Raw genomic sequence first — 4,968 nt, forward strand, 5'->3', positions numbered from 1 at the left:
TAATGATGCCAAGAATGCAATTAAAGAAGCTACTACTTCAGAAGCAGTAGAAACTGCTAAGAATGATGGTATTAAGAACATCAACAGTGTCGAAGTTCCATCTACTTCTTCAGCAAAAGACAAGGCAGATAAGGCAATCGATGAAGCTTTGGCTAATAAAACTAAAGAAATCAACGATGCTTCAAACTTGTCAGATAATCAAAAGCAAGATTTAATTAATCAAGCTAATGAGGAAGCTGAAAAGGCTAAGGAAGCAATCAAGAACGCTACTACTGATGAAGCTGTGACTAAGGCTGAAAAAGACGGTGTAGATGCAATTGATAAGATCAAGATCCCAACTACTGGTGGGGATGATAATACCAATACAGGCAATACCGACAGTACCGGAACTAATGTTGACACCAATACTAATTCTGATACTTCAACCGATGATAAGAACACTTCCAAGGATAAGGAGTTGGCTGATCATCAAGCTAGCGCAATTGATGAAATTACTAAGGCAGCTAACAACAAGAAGTCTGAAATCGATGGCTTAAACGTTTCTGATGACGAAAAGTCAAGAATGAAGAATCTTGTTGACCAAGAAGCAGCTAAGGCAATTGAAAACATCAAGAACGCTAAATCAGCTGCTGATGTTGATGCAGCCAAAAAGCGTGGTGTTGAATCTATTGAAAGTATTACTCCTAAGAGAGAAAATCTTTCTAAGGATAAGAAGTCTAATAGAACTAAACGTACTAACAGTACTACCGCTTCAAAGAATAGAACTAAAGAACACGGTCAAAGTAATAACTCTAACGTTAACGGTTCTGCATTAGCAGCAACCAATAATAAGAACAGTAAGAACACTTTGCCAGAAACAGGTAGCCGCAATACCGAAGGTTTAACAGCTCTCGGACTTCTAGCAATCGGTGCTGTAGGTTTAATTTCCTTACTCAGTTCACGCAAGAAGAAGCACTAGTTTTTAGAATTTAGTAGCAAATAAGCACAGGATTTTTAACAATCTTGTGCTTTTTGTTTTGTTCTAAAAAATATTTACTATCGCAAATCCTAACATTATATAAGGAAGAAAGTAGATCTGCGCTTCTTGTTTTTGACTCAAAAAATAATTGCCTATTGCAAATAAACATGCTAGCAGTAAAGCAATATTTGCACGTGTTGCTCCAAGATACAGACAGAAAAAGAGATAGACAATTAAGTCGCCTGTCCCCAATTGATTTTTAAGAATAAAATAGCCAAGTAATGCGGCAATCGGGAGCAGGTTAATTAACGAGATCGCAGTCAAATCCGCGTAAGGCACGATTAAGAGCAGCGGAAATAATAAAAATGTCGGAAATTCGCCCTCATGATAATCGAAGATACTAATTAATAAGAGAAAGAAAATAAAAATTGTATAAGCCATTCCGTTTGGAGTGCTAAAGTCAATCGGCATAAAACTTAGTCCGCCTAGAAATTCAAATTGCAATAGCTGATACGGAATTGCCTCGGCACAATATCGACATCGTCCATGCAACAAGATATATGACAGAATAGGAATCTCATCTAGGATACTCAGTTGATAATGACAATTTCTACACTCAGACCTTGCGAATACAACACCTCCTGTGTCGAACCGGTCATAAATTAAACATGCATGTGAAGCAAGACACGCGCCAATTAAAAAATTAGTTAAATAAAATATCATAACAACCCCCTTACATTTAAATACGCAAAAAATAGGGGAATTTACTCAAAAAACTTTGAATTAATGAAAAAAGGTAGTACAATAATGCTTGTATGTTTTGAACAATCTATTCGTGAGTAAAAAAGAAACTCCCGGATATGTGAACAAACCAATTTATTAGGAGGAAATTTTTAATGCCAACAATTAACCAATTGGTAAGAAAAGGCCGTCACTCAAAGACGACTAAATCAAAGTCACCAGCTTTGAACTACGGTTACAACAGTATGAAGAAGGAATTAGTATTCAACCCAGCTCCACAAATGCGTGGTGTTGCAACTCGTGTTGGTACTATGACACCTAAGAAGCCTAACTCAGCTTTGCGTAAGTATGCTCGTGTACGTCTTTCAAACTTGATCGAAGTTACTGCATACATCCCAGGTGAAGGCCACAACTTGCAAGAACACTCAGTTGTATTAATTCGTGGTGGTCGTGTAAAGGACCTTCCTGGTGTTCGTTACCATATTATTCGTGGTGCCCTCGATACTGCAGGTGTTGACGGTAGAAAGCAAAGCCGTTCTAAGTACGGTACTAAGAAAGGTTAAAGGAGGAGTTAAATAATGCCTAGAAAAGGTCACGTAACTAAGAGAGACGTTTTAGCAGATCCAGTTTACAACTCAAAGCTCGTTACTAAGTTAATCAATCACTTGATGCTTGATGGTAAGAGAGCAAAGGCTTCCTCAATCCTTTACGATGCTTTTGATATCGTTAAAGACAAGACTGGTAAGGAACCACTTGATGTTTTTGAAGAAGCAATGAACAACGTAATGCCAGTTTTGGAAGTTAGAGCTCGCCGTATCGGTGGTTCAAACTACCAAATCCCAGTTGAAGTTCGTCCAGAAAGAAGAACTACTTTAGGTTTAAGATGGCTTGTTTCATACGCACGTTTGCGTAATGAACACACTATGGATGAACGTTTGGCTAATGAAATCATTGATGCTTCAAACAACACTGGTTCAGCAGTTAAGAAGCGTGAAGATGTTCACCGTATGGCTGAAGCTAACCGTGCATTCGCACACTACCGCTTCTAATTTGTTCGTTTTAATTTAAGGAGAAATAAGATTTATGGCTAATAAGCGTGAATTTTCATTAGCAAAAACACGTAACATTGGTATTATGGCCCACATCGATGCGGGTAAGACTACTACCACTGAACGTATCCTTTACTACACTGGTAAGATCCACAAGATTGGTGAAACTCACGAAGGTGATTCACAAATGGACTGGATGGACGAAGAAAAGGAACGTGGTATCACTATTACTTCTGCAGCCACTACTGCTCAATGGAAGGACTACAGAATTAACATCATCGATACCCCAGGGCACGTTGACTTCACTATCGAAGTAGAACGTTCACTCCGTGTTCTTGACGGTGCTGTAACTGTTTTGGATGCTCAAGCTGGTGTAGAACCACAAACTGAAAATGTATGGCGTCAAGCTGAAACTTACGGTGTTCCTCGTATCGTTTTCGTTAACAAGATGGATAAGATCGGTGCTGACTTCGACAAGTCTGTTGAATCATTAGGTGAACGCTTGAACGCAAATGCACATGCCGTTCAAATGCCTATTGGTTCAGCTGAAACTTTTGAAGGTGTTATCGACTTGATCAACATGGTTGCCGACATTTACGATGAAGACCAATTAGGTTCAAAGTGGGACACTGTTCCAGTCCCAGATGAATACAAAGAAGAAGCTGAAAAGCGTCGTGCAGAATTGATTGAAGCTGTTGCTGATGTTGATGACGCTATCATGGAAAAGTACCTTGGTGGTGAAGAAATCAGCAACGATGAACTTAAGGCTGCAATCCGTAAGGCTACTATCAACCTTGACTTCTTCCCAGTATTTGCTGGTTCAGCATTCAAGAACAAGGGTGTACAAATGATGCTTGATGGTGTTGTTGATTACTTACCATCACCATTAGACGTTAAGCCTTATATTGCACACGATCCTAAGACTGGTGAAGAAGTTGAACTTAAAGCTAACGATGACGAACCATTCGCAGCTTTGGCATTTAAGATCGCTACTGACCCATTCGTTGGTCGTTTGACTTTCATCCGTGTTTACACTGGTTCTCTTGAATCAGGTTCATACGTATTGAACGCATCAAAGAATTCACGTGAACGTGTTGGTCGTTTGCTTCAAATGCACGCCAACTCACGTACTGAAATCTCAGAAGTGTTCTCAGGTGATATCGCTGGTGCTATCGGTTTGAAGAACACTACTACTGGTGACTCATTAACCGATCCTAAGCGTCCACTTATCTTGGAAAGTTTGGAAATTCCAGATCCAGTTATCCAAGTTTCTATTGAACCTAAGTCAAAGGCTGACCGTGACAAGCTTGATGTTGCTCTTCAAAAGCTTACTGAAGAAGACCCAACTTTCAAGGCTGAAACTAACGCTGAAACTGGTCAAACTTTGATCGCCGGAATGGGTGAACTTCACCTTGACATCATGGTTGAACGTATGAAGCGTGAATTCCACGTTGAAGCAACTATTGGTGAACCACAAGTTGCTTACCGTGAAACCTTCACTAAGCCTGCTAAGGCACAAGGTAAGTTCGTTCGTCAATCCGGTGGTAAGGGTCAATATGGTGACGTTTGGATCGAATTTACTCCTAATGAAGAAGGTAAGGGTTACGAATTTGAAGACGCTATCGTTGGTGGTGTTGTTCCTCGTGAATTCATTCCTTCAGTTGACCAAGGTTTACAAGAAGCTATGAAGAATGGTGTTCTTGCAGGTTACCCATTGATCGACGTTAAGGCTAAGCTTTACGATGGTAGTTATCACGAAGTCGATTCATCAGAAGCTGCCTTCAAGGTTGCTGCTTCACTTGCATTGAAGAATGCTGCTCCTAAGGCTGGTGCCGTAGTTCTTGAACCAATCATGAAGGTTCAAGTAATTACCCCAGAAGAATACTTAGGTGATGTAATGGGTTCAATTACTGCTCGTCGTGGTACTATGGATGGTATGGAAGACCGTTCAGGTGCTAAGGTATTGAATGCTATGGTTCCACTTTCAGAAATGTTTGGTTACGCAACTACTTTGCGTTCATCAACTCAAGGTCGTGGTACTTTCACTATGGTATTTGACCACTACTCACCAACACCTAAGTCAATTCAAGAAGAAATTATCAAGAAGCGTGGCGGAAACGCTGAATAATTTCTAAATTGAAAAGAATTTAGAGAAAAAAGAGTTACGCAAATTGCAATAATAAGTTGGACACTTTATGCAGCTTGATAGATGTTATCTAA

At 39.8% G+C, this 4,968-nt stretch carries 5 protein-coding genes and 1 pseudogene; 4 read left to right on the forward strand and 2 right to left on the reverse strand.

From position 1 onward, the window contains the following. A partial coding sequence (locus FC46_RS09420) for a DUF1542 domain-containing protein (RefSeq protein WP_157046826.1) occupies positions 1-958 on the forward strand: 958 nt, incomplete at its 5' end. 63 nt (positions 959-1,021) lie between these two features. Here the strand turns inward: FC46_RS09420 and FC46_RS10395 are convergent. Both FC46_RS10395 and FC46_RS10480 read right to left on the reverse strand, forming a co-directional pair. After that, complete coding sequence (locus tag FC46_RS10395; RefSeq protein ID WP_236702315.1) at positions 1,022-1,429, reverse strand: hypothetical protein; 408 nt, start codon at positions 1,427-1,429, stop codon at positions 1,022-1,024. 9 nt (positions 1,430-1,438) lie between these two features. Next, positions 1,439-1,681: pseudogene (locus tag FC46_RS10480) on the reverse strand (prepilin peptidase); the annotation flags it as partial. Positions 1,682-1,854: 173 nt separating this feature from the next. Between FC46_RS10480 and rpsL the strand changes: the two are divergent. The 3 genes from rpsL to fusA are packed head-to-tail and all read left to right on the forward strand — an operon-like array spanning position 1,855 to position 4,876. Beyond that, entirely contained in the window at positions 1,855-2,262 is a 408-nt protein-coding gene (rpsL, locus tag FC46_RS09430) for a 30S ribosomal protein S12 (RefSeq protein ID WP_004045589.1), read from the forward strand. A gap of 15 nt (positions 2,263-2,277) precedes the next feature. Next, complete coding sequence (gene rpsG / locus FC46_RS09435) at positions 2,278-2,748, forward strand: 30S ribosomal protein S7 (RefSeq protein WP_057800123.1); 471 nt, start codon at positions 2,278-2,280, stop codon at positions 2,746-2,748. A gap of 34 nt (positions 2,749-2,782) precedes the next feature. Continuing rightward, a complete protein-coding gene (fusA, locus tag FC46_RS09440; RefSeq protein ID WP_057800125.1) occupies positions 2,783-4,876 on the forward strand; it encodes an elongation factor G in 2,094 nt (697 codons plus the stop codon). Positions 4,877-4,968: the final 92 nt, after the last annotated feature.

It is taken from the genome of Lactobacillus kalixensis DSM 16043 (genome assembly GCF_001434335.1).
GTDB classification, from domain to species: Bacteria; Bacillota; Bacilli; order Lactobacillales; family Lactobacillaceae; genus Lactobacillus; species Lactobacillus kalixensis.

Bases quoted from the DNA above. Each gene is read 5' to 3' on its own strand.
- fusA (WP_057800125.1), top strand. From the start codon at position 2,783: ATGGCTAATAAGCGTGAATTTTCATTAGCAAAAACACGTAACATTGGT.
- rpsG (WP_057800123.1), top strand. From the start codon at position 2,278: ATGCCTAGAAAAGGTCACGTAACTAAGAGAGACGTTTTAGCAGATCCA.
- rpsL (WP_004045589.1), top strand. From the start codon at position 1,855: ATGCCAACAATTAACCAATTGGTAAGAAAAGGCCGTCACTCAAAGACG.
- FC46_RS10395 (WP_236702315.1), bottom strand. From the start codon at position 1,429: ATGCCGATTGACTTTAGCACTCCAAACGGAATGGCTTATACAATTTTT.